Raw genomic sequence first — 22,001 nt, forward strand, 5'->3', positions numbered from 1 at the left:
CACCGCTGCGGACGCGACCCACGAGACCCAGGCGAGCGCGGTGCTCGCGCTCCGGGGCGCGATCGACGTCCTGCTCCGTCTGCTCGCCCCGTTCCTCCCGTACGCGACGGAGGAGGTCTGGGCCTGGACCCACGAGACCAGCGTGCACCGGGCCTCCTGGCCGACGCGGGCCGACCTGCCGGTCGACCGAGCCGAGACCGGGCTGCTCGCCGCCGTCGGGCAGGCGCTCATCGGCATCCGCGGTGCGAAGACGGCCGCGAAGGCGTCCCAGAAGACGCCCGTCACCCGGGCCGTCGTGCAGGCGCCCGCGGACCTCCGCGAACTGGTGGAGCGCGCGGCCGTGGACCTGGCGGCCGTCGGCCGCATCCAGGACCTCGCCTTCGTGGACGGCGACGAGTTCGCGGTCACCGAGATCGAGCTGGCCGAGCAGCCGAGCGCCTGACGCCCGACTGCACGACCGGACGCCCCGCTACCGTGGACCACACGGCGGCGGGGCGTCCTGCGTCCCGCACGCGGTACCACTCGGACTGGAGGCACGGATGCAATTGGGCACACGATGGAGCGTCGGCGCGGAGCCGCCGGCACGGCTCCCGGAGACGATGGTCGTCGCGGTCCGCGGCGTCGAGGACGAGCTCGCAGCCGAGTCGGTCGACGCGTCGACCTGGCGCTGGACGCTCACCTACCTGGAGGGCAAGCCGATGGTCGAGCTGGACGACGGGACGTCGATCCACCTCGACCCGCTCGGTCACGCGCAGATGACAGATCCGGACGACGCCTCCGAAGAGGATTGAGTGCGTTGCTTGTTTTTCTCCCTCATTTGAGGGAGGATAACAAGCAACCCAGAGGATGGAGTCCGGCATGGTGGTCGAGTTCGCGCACGAACCCGCGGCGTCTTCCGACGAGGACCTGCTCCGCCATTACGGCCTGAGCTCCTCCCTCGTCCACGACGCTCTCCGCCGCGGGACAAGTCGTGCACTGTCAAGGTCTGGGTTCGCCAACGCGGGTGCAGAGAACACCGACATCTACCACGACGGCAGCGAAGACCTCCGGAAAAGCCTCGCCCGATCCGGCTGGGTCGTGGCCACTGTCGAGAACCAGAAGCGAATCGTCCATCCCGAGGCCCTGATGAGCATCGTTGTCGCCTCGGCGGACAACGTCGGCGCGAAGGGTGACCCCCGCCGTCAACCGCTCACTCGGGAGAAGGGGCCGGCGACCCTCAACTCGATACGGAAGACCCAACAGGCGGACGGGCAGGCATTCTTCCAACTGCCCGGGATCCCGGACCCCGATCCGGTTTCGCCGGAAGCGCTTGCCGCGGTCGCTCCGCTATGGATGCTGCTGCATCAGTTGGAGGAGCGTACCCTCTTGTTGGAACTCTCTGAGCCAGCAGGCTTCCGGGTAGACCGCAGGGTCAACACGTGGCGACAGCGAATCCACCTCCAGCCCCTCGTCCTCGAGGACGACTTCGATTTCGATTTCGATGCCTCGTTCGGTCAGCCCGAGGACCGCCCGGACGAGGGCGTGAACATCCCGATTAGACGGCGCTAGGGACTACCAGCGCCACGTCCCGAAGGTGCTGCAGTGATAACCCCCTCCCGTCTACGTCTCGCTCGCTCGCGCCGCGGCTTGTCCTTGACGAAGCTCGCCGCGTCCACCGGCATATCGACGCGCTCTCTGTCCGCGTACGAAAGCGGCGACGTAACACCTTCGGCCTTAGCGCTCGCGACTCTCGCGGAGCACCTAGAAGTGGCCGAGGACTTCTTCTTCAAGGAAGACGTCGAGATGATCGGAGCCGACGGTGTCAGTTTCCGCAAACTCAGCAAAACCACTGCCGGGCAACGCGATGCAGCGCTGGCGGGGGCCACAATGACCCTGGAACTCGCAGATTGGCTCGAACAGAAGTACCTCCTGCCGTCCCCCTCTATCGACGGCTTCGTCGGTCATGATCCTGAGACGACCGCTGAGATGGTTCGTGCTGCTTGGCTTCTCGGGGACCGGCCGATCCCGAACCTGCTGCACCTCGTCGAAGCTCACGGAGTACGCGTCTTCACCGTCACCGCTGATACTCGCGAGATCGATGCGTTTTCCTTCTGGCGCAACGGCGTCCCCTTCATCTTCCTGAGCACGACGAAGTCGGCAGAACGGCAACGTTTCGACCTTGCTCATGAGCTCGGCCATCTGATCCTGCACGGCGACTTCGCCGTGTCTCCGCAGGGACGGGAACGTGAGGCCGAGGCAAATACCTTTGCGGCCGCGTTCCTCGTACCGGCGGACGGAGTCCTCAGCCAAGGTATGCGAGGGGCATCCATCGCGAGGATCTTGAAGTGTCGCAGTCACTGGAAGGTCTCCGCGATGGCGCTCGCGAACCGCCTGCACCAGGTGAAGCTCCTTACGGATTGGCAGTACCGGTCGACCTGCATCGAGCTCGCTCAGATGGGTTACCGCACCAGTGAGCCGGGGAGCGACCTGGTTCCCGAGACGTCGCAGGTCCTCCGGAAGGTCTTTTTCGGAAGCAGGATGGCCGGAGTCACGCGCGAGGTCCTGGACGACCTCAAGATCTCCCGGAGAGAACTACAGAGCCACATCGAAGGGCTGGTCCCGTTCAGCGTTGCCGATACCGCGCCGACGAAGGCCAAGATGATGCGCCCGTTCGACATACTCGCAGAGAACAGCCCAGACGCGTCTTAGCACCCGTTCCGAAGCGGGTGACGATCGAGGCCGTCGGGTGCTCCGACAGCTGTGGCGTACCGTTGAGAACGGTCGTTCCCTCGGGCGGCCTGACCGATGCCGAATGCACTGAGGAGGCCCAGTGACCGCGACGAACACGCCAGTCGAGCCGGACATGCTCGACCGCATCGTGCAGACTGCCGACGCGCTGTTCTACGCGCGCGGCATCCAGTCCGTCGGCATGGACGAGATCCGGACGACCGCCGGGGTCTCGCTCAAGAAGCTCTACGCCGCCTTCCCCGGCAAGGACCAGCTCGTCGCCGCCGTCCTGACCGGGCGGCACGGGCTCTGGGAGCGGGGCATCCGCGCGGCCGTCGACTCCGCGGAGGGCCCGCGCGCGAAGATGCTCGCCGTCTACGACTTCCTCGAGTCGTGGTTCGGCGACGACACGTTCCGCGGGTGCGGGTTCATCAACGCGTTCGGTGAGCTCGGTGCGACCTCGCCGGCCGTCGCGGCCATCGTCCGGGAGCACAAGGAGTCGTTCCAGCGCTTCGTCAGCGAACTCGCCGTGCAGGCCGTCTCCGACGTCGAGCGCGCCGAGGAGCTCGCCGCGCAGCTCGCACTCCTCGCCGAAGGGGCACAGACGACCGCCGCGATCGCCGGCACCCCCGACGCTGCCGTCCACGCCCGGCGCGCAGCCGCGGTCCTCATCGACGCCGCCACGCCCTGACACGGGTCGGTGGATAGGTTGTGGGGATGGCCACTCCGTTCGACGAACCGAGCACTCTCCCCTACGCCCTCCCGCCGTTCGACGACGTCCGGACGGAGCACTACCGACCGGCGTTCGACGCCGGGATGGCCGAGCACCGCGCCGAGGTGGAGGCGATCGCCACCGACCCGCACCCACCGACGTTCGAGAACACCCTCGTCGCGCTCGAACGGTCCGGACAGCTGCTGCAGCGGGTTGAGATGGTCTTCTCCACCGTCACCTCGGCCGACTCGACCGACGCGCTCCGCGACCTCGAGGCCGAACTGTCCCCGCTCCTGGCCGCTCACCGTGACGCCGTCGTGCTGGACGCCCGCCTGTACGCGCGCGTGCGGGCCGTGCACGACGACCTCGAGGACACTGCCGGTCTGTCGGACGAGGACCGACGCCTCGTCGACCGCACCCTGACCGAGATGACGCTCGCCGGCGCCGGACTCGACGACGCCGGCAAGGAACGACTGACCGCCGTCAACCAGGAGCTCTCCTCGTTGACGACGACCTTCGAGCGGAACCTGCTCGAGGACACGAACGACGCGGCCGTGCACGTCACCGACGAGTCCGAGCTCGCCGGACTCGACGACGGCGCACTGTCCGCGGCCGCCGCCGCAGCGGCCGACCGCGGCATGGACGGCTGGCTCGTCACCCTGCCGCTCTACACCGGGCACCCCTGGCTCGCCACGCTCACCGACCGCGGGCTCCGACAGCGGATCATGGAGGCGTCGCTCTCCCGCGGACGACGCGGCAACGCCTTCGACAACCGCGACGTCCTGCTGCGGATCGTGCGCCTCCGTGCCGAGCGCGCGGAGCTGCTCGGGTTCCGCGACCACGCCTCGGTCGTCACGGCCGACGAGACCGCCGGCGACCCCGACGCCGTCGCCGGGCTGCTGTCGTCGCTCGTGCCGGCCGCCACCGCCAACGCACGCGACGAGCGGGCGGTGCGGTCGCGGACCGTCGGGTACGAGGTCGAGTCGTGGGACTGGGCGTACGCCACCGAGGTCCTGCGCGGTGAGCAGTTCGCCGCCGACAGCGGAACGCTCCGCCCCTACCTGAAAGCCGACCGGGTCCTGGTCGACGGCGTCTTCCACGCGGCGACCGCCCTGTACGGCCTGCGGTTCACCGAACGACCCGACCTCCGTGGCTACAACGACGAGGTCCGCGTGTTCGAGGTCACCGACGAGCAGGACGAGCCCGTGGGGCTGTACCTGCTCGACCTGCACACGCGGGACGGCAAGCGGGGCGGCGCGTGGATGAACCCCGTCGTGGAGCAGTCGCACCTGCTCGGCACGCTCCCCGTCGTCGTGAACAACCTCAACGTGCCGAAGCCCGCCGCGGGTTCGGCCACGCTCCTGACGCAGGACGAGGTGGAGACGCTGTTCCACGAGTTCGGACACGCGCTGCACGGGTTGATCGCCCGCACGACCTACCCGCGGTTCTCCGGCACGAACGTCGAGCGTGACTTCGTCGAGTTCCCATCGCAGGTCAACGAGATGTGGGTGACCTGGCCCTCGGTGTTGGCGAACTACGCGAAGCACCACGAGACCGGCGAGCCGATGCCGCCCGAACTCGTCCTCGGGCTCAGCGACTCGGAGGGGTTCAACGAGGGCTTCGGCACGACCGAGTACCTGGCGGCCGCACTGCTCGACCAGGCCTGGCACCGGCTCACCGCTGCCGAAGCGGCCGCGGTCACCGACGTCGAGGCATTCGAACGGCAGGCCCTGGCCGACGCCGGCGTCGACGCTCCGGCCGTCCCGCCCCGCTACTCGTCGACGTACTTCGCGCACACGTTCTCGGGCGGGTACGACGCCGGGTACTACGGCTACATCTGGAGCGAGGTGCTCGACGCCGACACCGTGGAGTGGTTCCGCGACAACGGCGGGCTCTCGCGCGAGGCCGGCGAGCGGTTCGCCCGTCTCCTGCTCGGCGTCGGCGGGGCGAAGGACCCGCTCGAGGCGTACCGCGCCTTCCGCGGCCGCGACGCCGAGGTCGGGCCGCTCCTGCGACGCCGCGGGCTCGAGTAGGCCGCGGGCTCGAGTAGGCCGCGCGGCGACGGCGGCGACGGCGACGGCGGTGCGCCGCTGCCGTCGCCGCCGCTACGCGGACTTCTCGACGCGCTTCGGCTGCGACCGCGGGACGATCGTCGGCGCGGCGTTCTCGAGCACGGTGGCCCGGTTGATGACCACGCGAGCGACGTCGTCGTCCGACGGGATGTCGAACATGATCGGCCCGAGGACCTCTTCCATGATCGCCCGGAGGCCGCGAGCACCCGTCTGCCGCAGGACGGCGAGGTCCGCGATGGCCTCGAGCGCACCCTGGTCGAACTCGAGCTCGACGCCGTCGATCTGGAACATGCGCTGGTACTGCCGGACGAGGGCGTTCTTCGGCTCGGTCAGGATCTGCATGAGCGCGGCCTGGTCGAGCTTCGACACCGTCGTGACGACGGGCAGGCGACCGATGAACTCCGGGATGAGCCCGAACTTGTGCAGGTCTTCCGGCAGGACGTCGGCGTACAGGTCCTGCTGGTCGAGCGGGCTGTGCAGCTGCGCGCCGAAGCCGATGCCGTGCTTGCCGACGCGCGAGGACACGATCTCCTCGAGCCCGGCGAACGCCCCGGCCACGATGAACAGGACGTTCGTCGTGTCGATCTGGATGAACTCCTGGTGCGGGTGCTTCCGGCCGCCCTGCGGCGGGACGGAGGCGACCGTGCCCTCGAGGATCTTGAGGAGCGCCTGCTGGACGCCCTCGCCGGAGACGTCGCGTGTGATCGAGGGGTTCTCGGCCTTCCGCGCGATCTTGTCGACCTCGTCGATGTAGATGATGCCGGTCTCGGCGCGCTTGACGTCGTAGTCGGCGGCCTGGATGAGCTTGAGGAGGATGTTCTCGACGTCCTCGCCCACGTAGCCGGCCTCGGTCAGGGCGGTGGCGTCCGCGACCGCGAACGGCACGTTGAGCCGCTTCGCGAGGGTCTGCGCCAGGTAGGTCTTGCCGCAGCCGGTCGGACCGATGAGCAGGATGTTCGACTTGGCGATCTCGACGTCGTCGCGGTCCTCGGCGGCGGTGATCTGCCCCTGCGCACGGACGCGCTTGTAGTGGTTGTAGACGGCCACCGCGAGGGCACGCTTGGCCGGGTCCTGCCCGATGACATACTCCTGCAGGAAGTCGAAGATCTCGCGGGGCTTCGGCAGGTCGAACTCGCCGCTGCCGGTGTCCTCCCCCGCTTCGGCGAGGCGTTCCTCGATGATCTCGTTGCAGAGTTCGACGCATTCGTCACAGATGTAGACGCCGGGGCCGGCGATCAACTGCTGTACCTGCTTCTGGCTCTTCCCACAGAAGGAGCACTTCAGGAGGTCGGCGCTCTCTCCGATGCGTGCCATGCTCTCGGCCTTCCCTGGTCGACGCGCGCCGCCAGTGCGGTGCACGAGGTCGTCGTGGGACCGAGCCTAACCGCATCCGCCGACACAGCGCGGGACCCCCGGCCGCGTTCGCCCACGGCGTCGGCAGCCTGGTAGCGTGGTCGCCGTTGCTCTACAAGTTGTAGAGAACGGCTCCTGGAGGAACCATGCACAAGCGCCTCGCCACCGGCGGCGTCGCCACCCTCGGTGTCGCCGCCGCGATCGTCCTCGGCTCCGCGGCCGCTGCCAGCGCACACGTCGGCGCGGAAGCCACCTCGACGGCGGCGAACTCGTACACCACGGTGACGTTCTCCGTCCCGCACGGCTGCGACGGTTCCCCCACGACGGAGCTCCGGTTCCACGTCCCCGAGTCCGTCATCGAGGTCACGCCCACGGTCAACCCGAACTGGACGATCACGAAGGAGACCGAGCCGTACACGGCGCCCAGTGCCGCGGCGGACGAGGACGAGTCGGAAGCCGCGGCCGAGCGGGTCACGAGCGTCACCTACACCGCGAGGACCCCGCTCCCCGCCGACGAGCGCGACACCTTCGCGCTCTCCTTCGCCCTGCCGGACGGCAAGGCCGGCGACACCGTCGCGATGCCCGTCTCGCAGACCTGCGAGGAGGGCTCCACCGAGTGGGACCAGACGACCGAGGCCGGCAAGGCCGAGCCCGAGCACCCGGCGCCCACGATCACGCTGACCGCGGCGGACACCGCGGAGGACGAGCACGCCCACGGCGCCACGGAGTCCACCGAGTCCGGCGAGTCGGCGGCGACCACCGCCTCCACTGCGTCCTCCACCGCTCCGGCGGACCCCGACCTGGTCGGCCGGTTCCTCGGCCTCGGTGGCCTGCTCCTCGGCGCCGTCGCGCTCGTCGTCTCGGTCGCCGCGTCGCGCCGTCGCGGCAGCACGAAGTGACGTCGGGCACGCAGACGGCCTCGCGCCCGGCGGACGTGCGCGGTCGGGCCGGGAGGCTCGTGGCCGCGTCCGCCGCGGCGCTCGCGATCGCGGGCAGCGCGGTCCTCGGGCTCGCTGCCCCCGCCAGCGCGCACAACTACCTCGTCTCCGCCACCCCGGCGGCCGACAGCACCCTGACCGAGCTGCCGGAGTCGTTCGCGATCACCACGAACGACCGCCTGCTCGACATCGGCGACACCGACTCCGGGTTCGCCTTCCGCGTGGTCGGCCCGGACGGGGAGTACTTCGAGGACGGCTGCGTCGACGTGGACGGTCCGACGATGACCACCGCCGCCGCACTCGGCGACTCCGGGGAGTACACCGTCGAGTGGCAGATCATCTCCGCGGACGGGCACACGGTCTCGGACTCGTACGACTTCACGTGGGACGCGCCCGCCGGGTTCTCCCCCGCAGCGGGCTCCACGGAACCGCCGACGTGTGCCGCGGACGCGGGCGGGTCGTCAGCGGCCGCGAGCACGACGGGCACCGAGTCCGGCACGACGTCGTCCACCGCGTCCGACGCCCTGTGGATCGGCGCGGGCGGCCTCGTCGTCGTGGCTGCGGCGGTCGCCGTGCTCCTGCTCGTCCGTCGTCGCCCGGCGCCTGCCGCCGACGACCCCGACGAGGGCTGACCCGGCCCACATCCGGACACGACGACGGCCCCGTACCGATCCGGTACGGGGCCGTCGTCGTGTCGCGCTACTTGACGAGCGCCGGCAGGTTCTTGCGGCTGGTGAGGACCTGGTCGATCAGGCCGTACTCCACCGCTTCCTGCGCGGACATGATCTTGTCGCGCTCGATGTCGTGGTTGATCTGCTCCGGCGTCTTGTTGGAGTGCTTCGACAGCGTCTCCTCGAGCCAGGTGCGCATGCGGAGGATCTCCGCCGCCTGGATCTCGATGTCGGACGCCTGGCCGCCACCCTGCTGGACAGCGGGCTGGTGGATGAGCACGCGGGCGTTCGGGAGCGCCAGGCGTTTGCCCGGGGTCCCGCCGGCGAGGAGCACCGACGCGGCCGATGCGGCCTGACCGAGGCAGACCGTCTGGATCTGCGGGCGGATGTACTGCATGGTGTCGTAGATCGCCGTCATCGCGGTGAACGAGCCACCGGGCGAGTTGATGTACATCACGATGTCGCGGTCCGGGTCCATCGACTCGAGCACGAGCAGCTGGGCCATGACGTCGTCAGCCGACGCGTCGTCGACCTGCACGCCGAGGAACACGATGCGGTCCTCGAACAGCTTCGCGTACGGGTCCTGCCGCTTGTAGCCGTAGGCCGTGCGCTCTTCGAAGCTCGGGAGGATGTACCGGTCGGTGGGAGCCGGGACGTTCTGCGCGCCACCGAGCATGGGGAGATGCATTCTCGTTTCCTTTTCTTCGGTGGGGATCAGGACTGGGCGTCGGGCTCGGCGGCCGGCGTGGGGGTCTCGCCGTCGCTGACGGTGCCACCACCACCGACGACCTCGGCGGACGAGGCGCGCAGGTGGTCGACGAAGCCGTACTCGAGGGCTTCCTGTGCCGAGAACCAGTTGTCGCGGTCGTTGTCCTTGAGGATCTGCTCGATGGACTTGCCGGTCTGCTCAGCCGTGAGTTCGGCCATCCGCTGCTTCATGTCGAGGATGACCTTCGCCTGCGTCTGGATGTCGGCGGCGGTACCACCGAAGCCACCGGACGGCTGGTGCAGGAGCACGCGCGCGTTCGGCGTGATGTAGCGCTTGCCGGGCGTGCCGGACGAGAGCAGGAACTGCCCCATCGACGCGGCGAGACCGATGCCCACCGTGACGATGTCGTTCGGCACGAACTGCATCGTGTCGTAGATCGCCATGCCGGCGGTGATCGACCCACCGGGCGAGTTGATGTAGAGGTAGATGTCCTTCTCAGGGTCCTCGGCGGCGAGGAGCAGCAGCTTGGCTGCGATCTCGTTCGAGTTGTCGTCGCGGACCTCGGAGCCGAGCCACACGATCCGGTCTCTCAGAAGGCGGTCAAAAACACTGGGGTTCAGTGTTGCTTCGGCCATGGAAAAGCTCCCGTTCAGTTGTCGCTTGTTGTCGAACTTATCGGTTGCAACGCACGTGGTCTCGTGTGTTCGCTGTCGGCGGTCAGGCAGACCGGGAACACGGTCGGAACGTGCGGGAACACGAACGGGAGGCACGGTGCCAGCTGGCACCGTGCCTCCCGTTCGTGAGGATGGTCGCGACTACTTCGCGTCGGCCTCGGCCGACTCGTCGTCGGTCTCGTCCGCGTCGACGTCGTCGCCCTGGGCGACACCCGCGGTGAACGCGGAGAGGTCGACCGGGTTGCCGGCCGTGTCCTTCACGGTGACCTTCGACAGGACCGTCGCGACGGCCTTCGAGCGGGCGACCTCGCCGACCATGCCGGGGATCTGACCGTTCTGGTCGATCACCTTGATGAACTCGGCGGGCTCCATGCCGTACTGGGCAGCGGCCTGGATGAGGTACTGCGTGAGCTCCTCCTGCGAGACCTGGATCTGCTCCTTCTCGGCGATGGAGTCGAGCAGGATCTGCGAGCGGAACGCCTTCTCGCTGGACTCGGCGACCTCCTTGCGGTGCTCGTCGTCCTCGAGGCGGTTCTCCTGCTCGAGGTGACGGTGCACCTCGTCCTCGATGAGCTTCTCCGAGATCGGGATCTCGACCGACTCGAGGAGCTGCTCGACGAGCTTGTCGCGAGCGGCAGCGCCCTGGCCGAAGGTCTTCGACTTGGCGATCTGCTCCTTGAGGTCGACCTTGAGCTCGTCGAGCGTGTCGAACTGGCTGGCGATCTGGGCGAACTCGTCGTCGGCCTCGGGGAGCTCGCGCTCCTTGACGGCGGTGACGGTCACGGCGATCTGGGCGGTCTCGCCCTCGCGGTCGCCACCGACGAGCTTCGACTCGAAGGTGGTGGACTCGCCGGCGGTGAGCGACTCGAGCGCCTCGTCGATGCCCTCGAGCAGGTCGCCCGAGCCGATCTCGTAGGAGACGCCGGTGGCCGAGTCGACCTCGTCGTCACCGATGGTGGCGGTGAGATCGAGCTGCGCGAAGTCGCCGACCTTGGCCGGACGGTCCACGGTCACGAGCGTGCCGAAGCGCGTGCGGAGGTTCTGCAGTTCCTCGTCGATCTCCTCGTCAGAGACCTCGACCGCGTCGACCTCGATCTCCATGGAGCCGTAGTCGGGCAGGTCGAACTCGGGACGCACGTCCACCTCGAAGGTAAGGACGAGGTCGCCGGAGAAGTCCTTGACGTTCGGGAGCTCGGCGACGTCGGCCTCGGCACGGCCGAGGATGCGCAGCTCCTGCTCGTCCACCGCCTGGCGGTAGAAGGTGTCGATGGCGTCACCGACGGCGTGGTTCAGGACCTCGCCGCGGCCGACACGCTGGTCGACGATCGCCGGCGGGACCTTGCCCTTGCGGAAGCCGGGGATGTTGATCTGCTCGGCGATGTGCTTGTACGCGTGGTCGATGCTCGGCTTGAGATCTTCCGGCGTCACGTTCACGGTGAGCTTGACGCGGGTGTCGCTCACCTTGTCGACGGTGCTGGTGGCCAAGGGATGTTCTCCTGTTGGTTGACGTTCGATGTGACCTGGTCGGGGCGACAGGATTTGAACCTGCGACCTCCCGCTCCCAAAGCGGGCGCTCTACCAAGCTGAGCTACGCCCCGGTACGAGGGCCAGGATCGTCGTGTGCGCCTGTTGACGCGCGGGCAGGACGAGTCCGGCCCCACGACCTCGATGAGTCTAGCGGGCTCGCGATGCGCGATCCCCGGCAGGACCCTCGGTTGTGGGGAACTCAGTCGTCCGCGGACTTCCGGAGGCCCTGCCGCCAGCGCACCCCGACGATGACCTGGACGGCCAGCGCGGCGACCCCGAGCAGCAGACCGACCACGATCCGCCACACGTGCAGCAGCGCGTGCCACGGCTGCGCCTGCGGGTCGCCGAGCAGTTCCGGGCGCAGGGACAGCACCACCGCGGCGACCGCGACGAGCACGTACGAGAGCACCCGGGAGCGCTTGATCGTGCGCTGCGACGACTCGTCCGGCGGCGGCAGGATCATGGCGGTGTCGTTCGTCCGGTATGGTGGTGGGGCCGCGACTCGTGCGCGGCCGCGGGGATGTAGCTCAATGGTAGAGCCCCAGTCTTCCAAACTGGCTACGCGGGTTCGATTCCCGTCATCCCCTCCACATTCCCGTCGTCCCGTCCACAAGGTCGCGGCGCACGGCGCTGTACCCCGACGGTCCACATTCTGAGGACTAGCGTGGCGCTGGCCGGAAGGACGTCGACGCGCGGCGCACCCGCTGCCGCAGGATCGACGGCGGCGCACCCATGTCACGAGTCCGCACGGCCGTCCGGTCCGCCGTCACACTGCCGGCACGAGTCGGCCGGTTCAGCGAGTTCCTCTTCCGTCGTTCCGACGCAGCGTGGGACGTGTACCCGGACGACCCCGCGGAGGGAACGGTCGTCGGATCGGACGTCACACGGGTCCTGTTCCTCGGCGAGCGCGGGGAGCTCTCCCTCGGCGTGCGCACCCACGAGCTGTCCCTGCCGGCGTTCTTCGCCCGGCACAGCACCGCACGGCGTGGCCGCGGGACGTCGTGGTCCATCGCGAGCGCCCCGTCGTCGAGCGTGCGGGACCTGCCGACCGTGGTGGACGGACACCGCGAGCACCTGCGTGGCTGTGAGCTCGTCGTCGTCATGGTCGGCATCACGGACGCCCTCCGGGTGATGTCGCCGCTCACCTGGGAACGGCACCTCCGCGACACCCTCGCCGCGCTCCTCGACGCACTCCCGCCCGGCGCCCGGGTCCTCGTCGGTGCGATCCCGCCGCTCGACAACGCCGGCAGCCTCTCCCGACCGGCACGGATCGCGGCCGGTGCGCACGGCCGGGAGCTCAACCGCCGGTCGTGTGCGGCGGCAGCCGACCACCCGCGCGTCGACGTCGTGGGCTTCCCCGAGGAGCTGACGCGGTCGGTGTGGCGCCCGGAGGCGGAGGAGCACCGCTACCGGGACACCTACGCCGTGTGGGGCGCGCACCTGGCCGAACACGCCTGAGGCTCCATCACAGGCTGACTCAGCCCAGCAGCACCCGCAGGGCGGCGACGTGCGCCCGGTACGCGCGCCGACCCTCCGGGGTGAGGGCGAGCCACGTCTTGACACGGCCGTTGCCGGTGGGCTTGCTCACCGTGAGGTAGCCGGCCGACTGCAGCACCTTCACCTGTTTGCTCGTCACCGAGTCACTCACACCGAGTGCGTCACGGACGACCGAGAACTCGGCTTCGTCCAGCGGGTCGAGGAAGGCGCAGATCTGCAGACGGTTCGGGGCATGCACGACCTCGTCGAAGGTCGGAGAGGCGCCGCTCGCCGGCTCGTCGAGCGGGGAGGCCATCAGGACGCCACCACGTGGCCGCTGCGCAACTCCGACCGCAAGCGCGCGTCGAACCGCCGCCCGAGAGCGACGATCAGGACGAACAGGACCGCGGCACCCGCCCACACCGGCCAGAGGAGGCCCGTGGCGGCATGGACGACCATGGCGGTCACCACCACGACGACGGCCGACACCCCCATCGCCACCGCCCATCGGGTAGCGGCGCCTGCCCGGTGTCCGGAGACCCAGACACCGGTCCGGCGACGGTAGACGGAGACGAGGGCGCCGAGTCCGACGAAGAAGGCGATGAGGACGCTCATCCGGACGACTGTGCCGCCGAGCGTGTAGCCGACGAGGTAGGCGGCGGTCAGCAGCCCGAGCGTCGGGTGGTACCACCAGGGCGTCACGAGGCGGTCGGCGACGTAGGCGCGGGTGGCTTCGACGGCAGCGAGCGCTTCACGGGCTCGGGCCAGGTCGTGCTCGTTTTCCATGTCGGCAAGTCAATCATTTGCCAGCTTGGAAAGTCAACGGATCGGCGCCACCGGCGGATCATCGCGGAGGTGTTGGAACATGAGGTGGTCCTGCCACCGGCCCGCGATCTCGAGGTACCGCGGCGCCAGGCCGTACTGCAGGAAGCCGTTGCGGGCCAGCACCCGCTGCGAGGCGGTGTTGTGGACCAGTGTCTCGGCCTGGACCCGGTGGAGGCCGAGCTCGTCGAACGCATGGCCGAGCGCCGCCGCCACAGCCCGGGTGGCCAGCCCGCGTCCGGTTCGGTCCTCCGACAGCCAGTACCCCATCGCGCACGACCGGAAGGGTCCCCGCACGATGCCGCTCAACGTCAGCCGGCCAGCGACCCCGCCGTCGTCATCGAGGATCACGAACGGAACGGCTTCGCCCCGCTGATGTCGGTCGAGCACGAGCGCGATGTCCGAGCGCTGGCCCTCGACGATTTCGTGGCCGTCGGCCCGGAGCGGGCTCCACGGTGCCAGGAACTCCCGGTTGCGGACGAGCAGGTCGGCGAGCGCCGTGCTGTCCTCCGGTGAGACCAGACGGATCGGGCTCACCGGGGAGCGCCTTCCGGCCGACCGGCCTGCTCGAGTGCCCGGACCATCTCCAGCGTCGAGCCGTCCTGAAGCCCACCGGTCGGGTCCGGCCGGTCTCGACGAACCCGTGACGGGTGTAGAAGCGTCGTGCCGGTGTCCCGTGCTCGTACACGTACAGGCGGAGGTGGTCCGCGCGCTGACCCGCCCAGTCCACGATGCCCCCGAGGAGGGCGTCGGCGACACCGTGCGTCCGACCGCGGAACGCCGGCGAGACGAAGACCCCGGTCAGGACCGGGCCCGGACCGTCCTCGTCCCCGATCTGGGCGCTCATCATCCCGATCCACCGGCCGGACAGGTCGTCGACCGCGGCGAGGCTGGTCGTGTCGATCCCCTGGCCGCGCCGAGCGCGGAGACGCCAGTCGTCCTCCGTCATGCCGCGGGTCGTCTCGAGGGTCGCCCCGTACGAGATCGGGTTGTCGGTCGCGTTCTCGATCCGGAGCTCGCGGACCAGTGGCCAGTCGTCCTCGACGGTCCGGCAGATCGTGAAGGCAGTACCCATGCGAGCGACGGTACCGGCTGTGGACGGCGCAGAGGGGTGCCAGGATCGGACGGTGCAGAGCGGACAACTCCCCACCAGCGTCCGTGGCGTCGTGTTCGACGTCGGCGAGACACTGGTCGACGAGTCCCGGATCTGGTCGTTGCGGGCCGAGCGTGCTGGCGTCACCCCGTTCGCCCTGATGGCGCTCCTCGGCGCGCTCATCGAGCGGGACCGGGACCACCACGAGGTCTGGGGGCTCCTCGGGGTCGAGCGTCCACCCACAGTGCCGATCGAAGGCCGCGACCTCTATCCCGATGCGCTCGACTGCCTCCGGGCGTGCCGAGCGGCAGGACTCGTCGTCGGCATCGCCGGGAACCAACCCGCCGGTGTCGAGCAGCGACTCCGCGCCGTCGGATGCGCTCCGGACTTCATCGCATCGTCGACGTCGTGGGGCATCGCCAAACCCTCGCCTGCGTTCTTCGCGCGTGTGGTCGAGTCCGCTCGCCTGCCCGCGGACGCCGTCCTGTACGTCGGTGACCGACTGGACAACGACGTCCTGCCCGCTCGGGCAGCGGGGATGCGCACCGCCCTCATCCGCCGAGGCCCGTGGGGTCACGTGCACGCTCGTCGCCCGGGGGCGGAACTGACGGACATGCAGCTCGGATCGCTCGCCGAGCTGACTCGAGCACTGCCGGACCGTAGAGGTTCCTCGCCGTCCTAGGCTCGGCACCATGGACACCCTCCGGCCGATCGACGTCGCGACCTGGCCTCGCCGCGAGCACTTCGAGCACTACCGCCACCGTGTTCCCTGCACCTACGCGATGACGATCGACGTCGACGTCACCGAACTGGTCGGCGCCCTGCACGGGACACCGGTCAGGAGTTCCGTGGCGCAGATGTGGGCGCTGTCGACCGTCGTCAACCGACACGAGGCGTTCCGCATGGCGCTCGACTCGTCCGGAGACCCGGCCGTGTGGGACGTCGTGCATCCGTCGTTCACGGTGTTCAACCCGGAACGGGAGACGTTCGCCAGTGTGTGGACGCCGTACCGCGAGGACTTCGCGACCTTCCACCGTGAGGCCGTCGACGTCCTCGACCGGTACCGCACGGCGTCCTCGCTCTTCCCGCAGGACGACGTGCCGCCGAACGTGTTCGACGTGTCGAGCATCACGTGGGCGTCGTTCACCGGGTTCACGCTGGGGATCCGTGATGCATGGGACCACCTGTCGCCGATCTTCACCATCGGCCGCTACCGGCGGACCGAGGGCCGGGTCGTCATGCCTCTGGCAGTCCAGATCCACCACGCGGCGGCGGACGGCTTCCACGCGGCTCGTCTGGTGACCGAGTTGCAGGAGCTGTTCGCGTCACCGCAGTGGACCTCCGGGGCCGCCGGCTGAGCCCGTGCCGCTCGGGTCACCCGTGAGGAGGGGGATCTCCGGCTCGCGGAGCGGTAGGCCCAACTCCCGCGCGGTCTCGACGTACGCCCGGTAGACCGCCGCGTACTGCTCCCGTGCCCGATCCGCCTGCTCCTGCATGAAGGGGCGCTCGACGTACGTCTCGTACCCGATCATCCGACGTCGGTCGGCCTCGGTCGTGACGGCGACGCTCCACCGCCACACGTCGGCTGGGCTGGCGTCCGCCGGCGCTGCGGCGAGCACCACGGCCGGGACGGGCACGACAGCCCTGGCGGCGCTCCGCGGTTCGCCCGAGGTGACCACGAACGCGGTCCCGATGCAGACCCAGACCCCGATGAATGCCCCACCCGCTCCGAACGTCGTCGCGCGGAGGGACGGGCCCGCCACCAGGACGCCGATCCCGAGACCCACCGCCGCCGCCAGTGCGACGGTCGCGACTGCGAGCAGCGTCCGTCTCCACACCGCTCGTCGTGCTCGTCGGCGCACGGCAACGGGGTCGTACCGCTCCCGCCACCGCCGCAACGTCGTGACACCGGGGCCGTCGCGGTCCACGTACACGTCCCCGTCGGGTGCGACGAAGACGCCCGAGCCGGGCGAGCGTGGGTCGATCACAGACCCAGCGTCCCATCACTCGTCTCCGGGCGTGCGGAAGTCCGGTGGCCGAACGAGGGGCCTCCGCCAGCCGGCCCGTGCATGGAGGAGGGTCAGGAGACCGCAGGCCGCGGCGTCCGCCGCCAGGCCAGCAGCGACCGCCACCGGGGCACTTCGGTGACCACGACGGTCACGCACAGTGCGGTGACGACGACGGCCAGCCAGGACGGCCAGATCACCCACGCGGCGACGGTCGCGCCGACGAGGTGCGCCAGGACCGACACGATCGTGACGATGCCGTGCGACGCGATCGGTGCATCGCCTCCCGGCCTGTCACCGGGCGTCGAGAACACGGCGGGCGGGACGAGCAGCAGGAGCACGGCCCCGATCGCGAGCGGGATCGAGTGCGGCCAGAGTGCCCACGGTACGGCCACCCAGGCGACGAGTTCCGCGCCGGCGCGGAGGCCGCCGCGGACGGGGTCGTGTCCGACGCTCATCGTGGGCCGGCGCGCAGGCCGCGGTCGAGGAAGTCGATCATCCAGGCGAAGCTCTCGTCGACGTCGGTCCCCATCTGGAATCCGCCGGAGACCTCGAGCGTCGCGAAGCCGTGCAGCACGCTGCGGAGCATCCGGAGCGCGTGGACCTCGTCCGCCGGGTCGAGGCCGTAGTCGCGGAGGACGGCGGAGAACGACGACAGCGTCCGGTCGAGTGCGAGGGTGAGCGGGTCGTCGGCGTCGGCGGGACGGGCCCCGGTCGTCGCCGCGTAGCGACCGGGGTGCTCACGCACGTACCGGCGGACCGCACCGGCGGCGGCGGCGAGGGCGTCCCTCCCGGCCCGCCCCTGCGTCGCGTCCCGCAGCGCTTCGCTGAGTTCCGCGACCGCGACGACCGCGATCCGTCGGGTGAGGTCGGTGAGACCGTCGACGTGCTTGTAGAGCGACGGCGCCTTGACGCCGAGCCGTTCCGCGACGGTGCTCATGCTCACCTGCGCGAGCCCGTTCTCGTCGGCGAGCGCGGCGGCGGCCTCGGTGACGACCGTCGCGTCGAGTCCGGCCCTAGGCACGATCGCCCCCGATCGGCAGCGCGGCGAGGGTGCGGCCGAGGAACGGGAGCAGGAGCGCCAGGACCTCGGCCGGGGTCTCGGTGTGCGGGTAGTGCCCGGCTCCCTCGATCACGGCGAGCTCGCCGAGACCGGACGGCAGGTCGGCGACGACCCGGCGTCCCTCGGCGGCGGGGTCGGCCCAGTCCGGGTCGGCGCTGCCCTCGATGACGAGGACCGGGCAGCGGACGTCGGCGAGCCGGGCGCCGGCGTCGGTCGGCGAGGTCTTCGTCATGGCGCGGAGGACGGCCATGCGCTCGGGCTGCCGGAGCGTGTCCTCGATACGGCGACGCTCGTCCGTCCAGTCGGCGGGCTTGGTGGGCACGGCGATGTCGAGGTAGGCGAGCCAACCCGGCAGGCTGCCGGTCGTCATGACCGCGAGGAGTCGGAACGTCCCGGCACGGTGCTGGTTGCGGTTGCGGAGGAACCCGCCGAGGTCGAACGACTGTGCGCGGGTGAAGGGAGCCAGCTCGACGATGCCGGCGACGACGTCGGGTGCGTCCGCGGCCGCGATGGTCGCGGCACCGCCGCTGATCGACTGCGCGACGATGACGGCGGGGCCGCCGAGGTGCCGCACGACGGCCACGAGGTCCGCGGCGATGTCGGCGCGCTCGTAGCCGGACCAGCCGGTGCTCGAGTCCCCGCAGCCGCGGATGTCGACGTTCGCGACCCGGTAGCCGGCGGCGACGAGCTCCGGGACGAGGAACCGGTACGAGTGGCGGCTGTCACCCATGCCGTGTGCGAGGACGACGAGCGGACCGGTGCCGCTGACGTCGACGGCGATGGTGCCGCCGTCGAGTTCGATGTGTTCGAGCATGAGCGCCTCCTGGCTACGAATGTTAGCCATAAGCTAATCCCCGTAGCCAGGACGTGTCAACACCCGGTCAGGACGGACTCCCGTCGGCGGCGATGCACTGCAGCTGCGTCAGCGTGACGGGCGTCACGGCCTCGAACGAGAGCGTCCCCGCGCTGACCCCGCCGGCGAACGGGAACACCCGTGTCTGCCGGGCCCACACGAACTCCTCGTCCTGCGCGTCGAGCTGATGGACCACGCGCTCGTCGGCGTCCCGCAGCACGATCCGCCACGATGCCGTGCCCCCCGCGGCCGCGGTCACCGTGACGAGCGATGCCGCCGCGACCGTGACCGGCACCACGACGCTCTCCCCCGCGGCGAGTGCCACCTGAGTCAGCCCGGTGTCGTCCGTGAGCGGTGAGGCCCCGACCGGCAGGACGTCGTCCGGGGTGTCTCGGTACCCGTGCTGCTCGGACGCCGAGGTCGGGCGCGTGTCCGCAGCCCACCCGACCGGCGTCTCCGACAGCGCGACGACGATCCGCGACGCCCCGACCACCACCGCGTGCGGGATGCTGATGGACCCCCACGGCTCGTCGTCGACCGTGACGGCGCCGATGAACCGGCCGGTACCGGTGGTCTCGATGACGGTGGGCGAACCACTCCCCGGCGGACGCAGCACCGTCCGCCGGACCGACGGCGGCACGAGCACGTAGGTGCCGGTCGACGGCGCCAACGGGTACAGCCCGATCGTCGCGAACACGTACCAGGCGCTCATCTCGCCGTTGTCCTCGTCACCGGGGTACCCCTGGCCGAGGTCGGAGCCGACGAACAGCCGGTCGAGGCACTCGCGGACGATGCGGTGCGCGTCGTCGTGCCGGCCGGTGAACATGGGGAAGAACGGGATGTGGTGCGCGGGCTGGTTCGACAGTCCGAGCATGCCCATGCGGATGTCGCGGGCCTCGGTCATCTCGTGGATCGCGAACCCGTACGAGCCGGAGCGATCGGTGCCGCCCGTCTCGCGGCGCTCGGAGAAGCGGGCGAACGCCTCGTCGAACGCCGTCGGGCCGCCGTGCAGGTCGACGATGCCGGCACCGTCGTGCGGGGCGGTGAACATCGTGCCCCAGGCGTTCGTCTCGGTGTAGTCGCTCCCCCACACGTCGGGGTCGAAGCCGCCGTCGGGGTCGGAGTCGTCCCGCCACGAACCGTCCGGTGCGCGACCGATGAAGAACCCGCGCTCCCGGTCGAAGACGTTCTGGTACTGCAGCGACCGACGGGCGAACCACTCGTGCTCGGCCCGGTACCGTGCTTCTCCGGCCGCGTCTCCGGCAGCCGCGGCACGCTCCGCCATCACCCGCGCCAGGACGGCGACACCCCAGTCGTTGATGGCCGCGTCGAGCGTCCACGACATCCCCTCGCCGGTCGCCGTGTCGACGTACCCGCGGAACAGGCCCGGGAGGCTCCCCTTCCGTCCGACCCGTCGGTCGCGCGCGGGGACGGTCGCGTTCCGCACCGCCGACCGGTAGGCCTGCTCGACGTCGAACCCGTCGACGCCCTTGGCCACGAGGTCGGCGAAGACCGTGTCGCTCGTGGTGCCGGTCATGACGTCCTCGGCGCCGGGGGCACTCCAGCGCGGGGTCCAGCCGCCGTCGGTGAAGTGTCCGACGACGCCATCGGCGAGGTCGGCCGCCGTGTCCGGGGTGAGGAGCGCGAGCAGCGGCCAGGCAGTGCGGTAGGTGTCCCAGAACCCGTTCGTCGTGGTGAGCGGCCCGTCGACGACCTCGGGACCGGGCTCGTCCCGGATCGGCTCGGACAGGACGTCGCCGTACGGGGAACGGTGGCGCGGTGTCCCGTCCAGGGCGGTCTCCCCCGCGCGCGTCGGGTAGAGGAACACCCGGTACAGCCCGGAGTACAGCGAGACGAGCTGGTCGTCGGTGGCGCCCTCGACCTGGAGCACGTCGAGTTCGGCGACCCACCGGTCCTCGGCGTGCTCGCGCATCGCGGTGAAGTCGCCCGCTGCACGAAGGTTCGCGACGGCGTCCTCGGCGGAGACGGTGGAGATGCCGAGCAGCACGTCGGTGTCCCCGGTGACCTCGACCCACCCGCGGAGCTCCCCGTCGGCGACGGTGGTGTGCTCGGCGACCGCGTTGATGATCCGGACGTGGACGTGGTGCGGCGGGGTCTCGGGGCGGTCGTCGAGCAGGGCGTCGACGACCACCGCACCGTCCTCGAGCCGGACCGAACACGAGCGGAGCACCCCGTGGTGGTCGAGCACGACGCTGCGGACACCGGTGAACCGCCAGGCCAGGGCGAACTCCCCCGCGGTCATCTCCGCGGTGACGCCCTCGTCGAGGCCGACCCGGTACCGGTGTGGTCCGTCGAGCTCGTCGACGTGGTCGAACCCGAGCGCGCGGGCGGTCCGGTCGACGTCGGGCTCGGCGAGCGGGGAGGGCATGACCTGGAACACCCCGCGGTCGGCCATCCACGGCGAGGGCAGGTGGCTCGTCGCGAACGCCTGGATCGCCGGGCGGTTGTCGCTCGGGCGGTTGTGCTCCTGGTAGGCGTACGGCCACCGGCTGTCGGACGCGTTCGTCATCGGCAGGCCGAACACCCCGCCGTGCGGGAGTCCGACGAGCGGGGCGTTGTTCCCGCGCGAGAACGTGCCCGACGAGTGCGTGCCCCGGGTGGTGCGGACGGAGTCGAGCGGGCGACCACCGGGAGGCACGGCACCGGTCCCGGGGCCGGCCGGCTCGATCCGGACGTCGTCGAGCCAACCGCGCACGGTGCGGCCGGATGCGGCCGACGCCGCGTCTGCGGCCGGCCCGGCGTCGGCCCGGACCGCCCTGTCCACCGCCGGATCCGGCCCGTCACCGGACGGGAGCCCGTCTGCGCGGCCGAGTCGGGCCTCCAGGCGGTCCACGACCTTGCCGGCGACCGCCGACAGGTCGACGGTCCGCCGGTTCCACTGGTCGACCCACTGCTTGCGGGCGTCGTCCTGCGCCTCGGGTGTGGCGGCGTCCCCGTACTGGTCGCGGGCGAGAGCGTGACCGACGCCGTCACTGAGCCGGGTGCCGTCGGTGAAGACGACGTCGAGTGCGAACGCCGTGGCGGCCCAGAACCGGTCGAGGTCCGAGACCCCCGGTTCGGTCTGCCCCTCGGGCAGCGACCGCTCCGGGAACCAGACCCAGGTCAGGACGTCGGTGAGCCCGACCTCCCGTCCGGCGAACCCGGGGACGACCTGCACGGTCCCCCTCGGGTCGGTCTGTTCGATCAGGGTCGCCTGCTGGGCGACGAACCCGACTCCGTTCCGGGCCGCGACCGCGGTCACGGGACCGGTGCTCGTCGGGCTGTCGGTGGTCGGGCCGCCACGGCGCTCGTCACTCATGGATCGG

Annotated in this window: 24 protein-coding genes, 2 tRNA genes and 1 pseudogene; 12 read left to right on the forward strand and 15 right to left on the reverse strand. The window is 70.4% G+C overall.

Translation table 11 applies throughout. The features are described from left to right. The 6 genes from DEI84_RS06945 to DEI84_RS06970 form a co-directional block, all read left to right on the forward strand. On the forward strand, positions 1–442 hold a 442-nt coding region (locus tag DEI84_RS06945; RefSeq protein WP_146236323.1), incomplete at its 5' end, for a class I tRNA ligase family protein. A gap of 97 nt (positions 443–539) precedes the next feature. Further along, positions 540–791, forward strand: coding sequence for a hypothetical protein (locus tag DEI84_RS06950; RefSeq protein ID WP_110890211.1), 252 nt, complete (start codon positions 540–542; stop codon positions 789–791). A 67-nt stretch (positions 792–858) separates the two neighbouring features. Next, positions 859–1,548 carry a hypothetical protein gene (locus tag DEI84_RS06955; protein WP_146236324.1) on the forward strand — a complete coding sequence of 230 codons (690 nt, stop codon included), beginning with the start codon at positions 859–861 and terminating at the stop codon, positions 1,546–1,548. 33 nt (positions 1,549–1,581) lie between these two features. Then, positions 1,582–2,688: an ImmA/IrrE family metallo-endopeptidase gene (locus DEI84_RS06960; protein ID WP_110890213.1), complete on the forward strand. Its 1,107-nt coding sequence runs from the start codon at positions 1,582–1,584 to the stop codon at positions 2,686–2,688. 154 nt (positions 2,689–2,842) lie between these two features. Next, positions 2,843–3,397 (forward strand): TetR/AcrR family transcriptional regulator, encoded by a 555-nt coding sequence (locus tag DEI84_RS06965; RefSeq protein ID WP_110890454.1) that lies wholly within the window; start codon positions 2,843–2,845, stop codon positions 3,395–3,397. Between the two features lie 26 nt (positions 3,398–3,423). Continuing rightward, positions 3,424–5,451, forward strand: a complete 2,028-nt coding sequence (locus tag DEI84_RS06970) for a M3 family metallopeptidase (protein ID WP_110890214.1) — start codon at positions 3,424–3,426, stop codon at positions 5,449–5,451. A gap of 72 nt (positions 5,452–5,523) precedes the next feature. Here the strand turns inward: DEI84_RS06970 and clpX are convergent, their stop codons facing one another. Beyond that, positions 5,524–6,804 carry an ATP-dependent Clp protease ATP-binding subunit ClpX gene (gene clpX / locus DEI84_RS06975; protein ID WP_110823815.1) on the reverse strand — a complete coding sequence of 427 codons (1,281 nt, stop codon included), beginning with the start codon at positions 6,802–6,804 and terminating at the stop codon, positions 5,524–5,526. Between the two features lie 185 nt (positions 6,805–6,989). Here clpX and DEI84_RS06980 point away from each other — a divergent pair, with 185 nt between their 5' ends. Both DEI84_RS06980 and DEI84_RS06985 read left to right on the forward strand, forming a co-directional pair. Continuing rightward, positions 6,990–7,742 (forward strand): YcnI family protein, encoded by a 753-nt coding sequence (locus DEI84_RS06980; RefSeq protein ID WP_110890215.1) that lies wholly within the window; start codon positions 6,990–6,992, stop codon positions 7,740–7,742. A gap of 59 nt (positions 7,743–7,801) precedes the next feature. Continuing rightward, a complete protein-coding gene (locus tag DEI84_RS06985; RefSeq protein WP_258365727.1) occupies positions 7,802–8,413 on the forward strand; it encodes a copper resistance CopC family protein in 612 nt (203 codons plus the stop codon). A gap of 67 nt (positions 8,414–8,480) precedes the next feature. Here DEI84_RS06985 and DEI84_RS06990 read toward each other — a convergent pair whose 3' ends face one another. The 5 genes from DEI84_RS06990 to DEI84_RS07010 form a co-directional block, all read right to left on the reverse strand. Next, positions 8,481–9,140 carry an ATP-dependent Clp protease proteolytic subunit gene (locus DEI84_RS06990; RefSeq protein ID WP_110823813.1) on the reverse strand — a complete coding sequence of 220 codons (660 nt, stop codon included), beginning with the start codon at positions 9,138–9,140 and terminating at the stop codon, positions 8,481–8,483. 26 nt (positions 9,141–9,166) lie between these two features. Further along, the gene (locus DEI84_RS06995) at positions 9,167–9,796 is read right to left on the reverse strand and encodes an ATP-dependent Clp protease proteolytic subunit (RefSeq protein ID WP_110823812.1); all 630 of its coding nucleotides are present in this window, start codon (positions 9,794–9,796) and stop codon (positions 9,167–9,169) included. Between the two features lie 180 nt (positions 9,797–9,976). After that, the gene (tig, locus tag DEI84_RS07000; protein ID WP_110823811.1) at positions 9,977–11,320 is read right to left on the reverse strand and encodes a trigger factor; all 1,344 of its coding nucleotides are present in this window, start codon (positions 11,318–11,320) and stop codon (positions 9,977–9,979) included. 36 nt (positions 11,321–11,356) lie between these two features. Beyond that, positions 11,357–11,433 (reverse strand) — tRNA-Pro (locus DEI84_RS07005). Between the two features lie 128 nt (positions 11,434–11,561). After that, entirely contained in the window at positions 11,562–11,825 is a 264-nt protein-coding gene (locus DEI84_RS07010; RefSeq protein WP_110823810.1) for a hypothetical protein, read from the reverse strand. 53 nt (positions 11,826–11,878) lie between these two features. Between DEI84_RS07010 and DEI84_RS07015 the strand changes: the two genes are divergently transcribed. Both DEI84_RS07015 and DEI84_RS07020 read left to right on the forward strand, forming a co-directional pair. After that, a tRNA-Gly gene (locus DEI84_RS07015) sits at positions 11,879–11,952 on the forward strand. A 142-nt stretch (positions 11,953–12,094) separates the two neighbouring features. Continuing rightward, positions 12,095–12,820: a hypothetical protein gene (locus DEI84_RS07020; RefSeq protein WP_110890216.1), complete on the forward strand. Its 726-nt coding sequence runs from the start codon at positions 12,095–12,097 to the stop codon at positions 12,818–12,820. 19 nt (positions 12,821–12,839) lie between these two features. Here DEI84_RS07020 and DEI84_RS07025 read toward each other — a convergent pair whose 3' ends face one another. From DEI84_RS07025 to DEI84_RS16075, 4 genes and pseudogenes are all read right to left on the reverse strand, one after another. Further along, positions 12,840–13,154, reverse strand: a complete 315-nt coding sequence (locus DEI84_RS07025) for a transcriptional regulator (protein WP_110890217.1) — start codon at positions 13,152–13,154, stop codon at positions 12,840–12,842. Then, positions 13,154–13,624, reverse strand: a complete 471-nt coding sequence (locus tag DEI84_RS07030; protein WP_110890218.1) for a hypothetical protein — start codon at positions 13,622–13,624, stop codon at positions 13,154–13,156. Before DEI84_RS07030 ends, DEI84_RS07025 begins: the two co-directional genes overlap by 1 nt. A 33-nt stretch (positions 13,625–13,657) precedes the next feature. Beyond that, positions 13,658–14,197 carry a GNAT family N-acetyltransferase gene (locus tag DEI84_RS07035; protein ID WP_110890219.1) on the reverse strand — a complete coding sequence of 180 codons (540 nt, stop codon included), beginning with the start codon at positions 14,195–14,197 and terminating at the stop codon, positions 13,658–13,660. 106 nt (positions 14,198–14,303) lie between these two features. Then, a pseudogene (locus DEI84_RS16075) lies at positions 14,304–14,735 on the reverse strand (GNAT family N-acetyltransferase); the annotation flags it as partial. A 52-nt stretch (positions 14,736–14,787) separates the two neighbouring features. Between DEI84_RS16075 and DEI84_RS07045 the strand changes: the two are divergent. After that, a complete protein-coding gene (locus tag DEI84_RS07045) occupies positions 14,788–15,435 on the forward strand; it encodes an HAD family hydrolase (protein WP_258371720.1) in 648 nt (215 codons plus the stop codon). 10 nt (positions 15,436–15,445) lie between these two features. Continuing rightward, entirely contained in the window at positions 15,446–16,111 is a 666-nt protein-coding gene (locus DEI84_RS07050; protein WP_110890222.1) for a CatA-like O-acetyltransferase, read from the forward strand. Here DEI84_RS07050 and DEI84_RS07055 read toward each other — a convergent pair. From DEI84_RS07055 to DEI84_RS07075, 5 genes are all read right to left on the reverse strand, one after another. Beyond that, a complete protein-coding gene (locus DEI84_RS07055) occupies positions 16,079–16,741 on the reverse strand; it encodes a hypothetical protein (RefSeq protein ID WP_110890223.1) in 663 nt (220 codons plus the stop codon). The genes DEI84_RS07050 and DEI84_RS07055 overlap by 33 nt on opposite strands. Before the next feature lie 92 nt (positions 16,742–16,833). Further along, positions 16,834–17,217: a hypothetical protein gene (locus tag DEI84_RS07060; RefSeq protein WP_110890224.1), complete on the reverse strand. Its 384-nt coding sequence runs from the start codon at positions 17,215–17,217 to the stop codon at positions 16,834–16,836. After that, positions 17,214–17,783, reverse strand: coding sequence for a TetR/AcrR family transcriptional regulator (locus DEI84_RS07065; RefSeq protein ID WP_110890225.1), 570 nt, complete (start codon positions 17,781–17,783; stop codon positions 17,214–17,216). Before DEI84_RS07065 ends, DEI84_RS07060 begins: the two co-directional genes overlap by 4 nt. Beyond that, positions 17,776–18,636: an alpha/beta fold hydrolase gene (locus DEI84_RS07070; RefSeq protein WP_110890226.1), complete on the reverse strand. Its 861-nt coding sequence runs from the start codon at positions 18,634–18,636 to the stop codon at positions 17,776–17,778. Before DEI84_RS07070 ends, DEI84_RS07065 begins: the two co-directional genes overlap by 8 nt. A gap of 67 nt (positions 18,637–18,703) precedes the next feature. Continuing rightward, entirely contained in the window at positions 18,704–21,994 is a 3,291-nt protein-coding gene (locus tag DEI84_RS07075; protein WP_110890227.1) for a GH92 family glycosyl hydrolase, read from the reverse strand. Positions 21,995–22,001 lie beyond the last annotated feature (7 nt).

It is taken from the genome of Curtobacterium sp. MCBD17_023 (assembly GCF_003224415.1).
Classification (GTDB): Bacteria; Actinomycetota; Actinomycetes; order Actinomycetales; family Microbacteriaceae; genus Curtobacterium.

Excerpts from the sequence above, each read along its gene's own strand:
- DEI84_RS07060 (WP_110890224.1), bottom strand. The coding sequence starts at position 17,217 with ATGAGCGTCGGACACGACCCCGTCCGCGGCGGCCTCCGCGCCGGCGCG.
- DEI84_RS06950 (WP_110890211.1), top strand. The coding sequence starts at position 540 with ATGCAATTGGGCACACGATGGAGCGTCGGCGCGGAGCCGCCGGCACGG.
- DEI84_RS07075 (WP_110890227.1), bottom strand. The coding sequence starts at position 21,994 with ATGAGTGACGAGCGCCGTGGCGGCCCGACCACCGACAGCCCGACGAGC.
- DEI84_RS07010 (WP_110823810.1), bottom strand. The coding sequence starts at position 11,825 with ATGATCCTGCCGCCGCCGGACGAGTCGTCGCAGCGCACGATCAAGCGC.
- DEI84_RS07025 (WP_110890217.1), bottom strand. The coding sequence starts at position 13,154 with ATGGCCTCCCCGCTCGACGAGCCGGCGAGCGGCGCCTCTCCGACCTTC.
- DEI84_RS06970 (WP_110890214.1), top strand. The coding sequence starts at position 3,424 with ATGGCCACTCCGTTCGACGAACCGAGCACTCTCCCCTACGCCCTCCCG.
- DEI84_RS06955 (WP_146236324.1), top strand. The coding sequence starts at position 859 with ATGGTGGTCGAGTTCGCGCACGAACCCGCGGCGTCTTCCGACGAGGAC.
- DEI84_RS07020 (WP_110890216.1), top strand. The coding sequence starts at position 12,095 with ATGTCACGAGTCCGCACGGCCGTCCGGTCCGCCGTCACACTGCCGGCA.
- DEI84_RS06995 (WP_110823812.1), bottom strand. The coding sequence starts at position 9,796 with ATGGCCGAAGCAACACTGAACCCCAGTGTTTTTGACCGCCTTCTGAGA.
- DEI84_RS06990 (WP_110823813.1), bottom strand. The coding sequence starts at position 9,140 with ATGCATCTCCCCATGCTCGGTGGCGCGCAGAACGTCCCGGCTCCCACC.
- DEI84_RS07030 (WP_110890218.1), bottom strand. The coding sequence starts at position 13,624 with ATGGAAAACGAGCACGACCTGGCCCGAGCCCGTGAAGCGCTCGCTGCC.
- clpX (WP_110823815.1), bottom strand. The coding sequence starts at position 6,804 with ATGGCACGCATCGGAGAGAGCGCCGACCTCCTGAAGTGCTCCTTCTGT.
- DEI84_RS07050 (WP_110890222.1), top strand. The coding sequence starts at position 15,446 with ATGGACACCCTCCGGCCGATCGACGTCGCGACCTGGCCTCGCCGCGAG.
- DEI84_RS06980 (WP_110890215.1), top strand. The coding sequence starts at position 6,990 with ATGCACAAGCGCCTCGCCACCGGCGGCGTCGCCACCCTCGGTGTCGCC.
- DEI84_RS06965 (WP_110890454.1), top strand. The coding sequence starts at position 2,843 with ATGCTCGACCGCATCGTGCAGACTGCCGACGCGCTGTTCTACGCGCGC.
- DEI84_RS07070 (WP_110890226.1), bottom strand. The coding sequence starts at position 18,636 with ATGCTCGAACACATCGAACTCGACGGCGGCACCATCGCCGTCGACGTC.